1 protein-coding gene and 1 pseudogene are annotated in these 965 nt (G+C 72.5%); both read left to right on the top strand.

Features of this window, described 5'->3' with window-relative positions; genetic code table 11:
- A pseudogene (locus tag IE98_RS0141565) lies at window positions 1–99 on the top strand (roadblock/LC7 domain-containing protein); the annotation flags it as partial.
- A gap of 173 nt (window positions 100–272) precedes the next feature.
- The gene (locus IE98_RS47580; protein ID WP_234443894.1) at window positions 273–914 is read left to right on the top strand and encodes a DUF742 domain-containing protein; all 642 of its coding nucleotides are present in this window, start codon (window positions 273–275) and stop codon (window positions 912–914) included.
- Window positions 915–965: the final 51 nt, after the last annotated feature.

A 965-nucleotide genomic window follows, 5' to 3' on the forward strand; every position in this document is an offset into this window, starting at 1 on the left:
GGCCTCGTCGGCTACGAGATGGCACTCCTCGTCGACCGCGCCGGCGCCGTCCTCACCCCCGCCCTCCGGGCAGAACTGCAGGGCAGCCTGCTGCACTGACGGTTCGTCGGATACCGTCCTGGTATTCGAAAGACCTCATTGCCCGTCCCCGAGTCCTCCGGCACCCGCCGGCGGACTCGGGTTCGGGCGTTGTACGGCCTTCGCACCACCGGCCCGGACACCCCCGTGTCCGGGCCAGCACCGCACCGCCGCACCCTGTGAGGAGAGGAACCGTGACACCGCCAGACGACCGCAGCGGTCAGTACGGCGTCCCGTACCCCGGTACCGGCCACGACGCGTTCGGAGCCCCCGGCGTCGGCCACGGACAGCCGTACCAGCAGCAGTACGCCGCGCCCTCGGGCCAGCAGTACTTCACCCAGCCCTACGGGGACCAGCAGCCCTACGGCGTGCCCCCGGAGCAGGGACACTACGGGGCGGAGGCCGGGTACCAGGACTACCCGGGCCCCGAGCCCTTCCCTGAACGCGCGCCCGAGGAGCCCGGCCACGTGGAGGAGTTCGAGGACGACTCGGACTCCGGGCCCCTGATCAGGCCGTTCGCGATGACCGGCGGCCGCACCCGGCCGCGGTACGAGCTGGCCATCGAGGCGCTGGTCTCGGCCAGCGTCGACCCGGCCCGCCTGGCCTCGCTGCTGCCCGAGCACCAGCGGATCTGCACGCTCTGCACGGACGTGAAGTCCGTCGCCGAGGTCTCCGCGCTGCTCGGCCTGCCGCTCGGTGTCGCCCGGATCCTCGTGGCGGACCTGGCCGAGGCCGGCCTGGTCACCATCCACCAGCCCGCTGCCGGCGGCGAATCCGGCAACCAGCCCGACGTCACGCTGCTCGAAAGGGTCCTCAGTGGACTTCGCAAGCTCTAACGCGGCCGCCCCCAGCCGCGCCACCACCTCCGCGAAGATCGTCGTCGCCGG

The sequence above is a fragment of the Streptomyces sp. NRRL B-24484 genome (assembly GCF_000717715.1).
Classification (GTDB): domain Bacteria; phylum Actinomycetota; class Actinomycetes; order Streptomycetales; family Streptomycetaceae; genus Kitasatospora.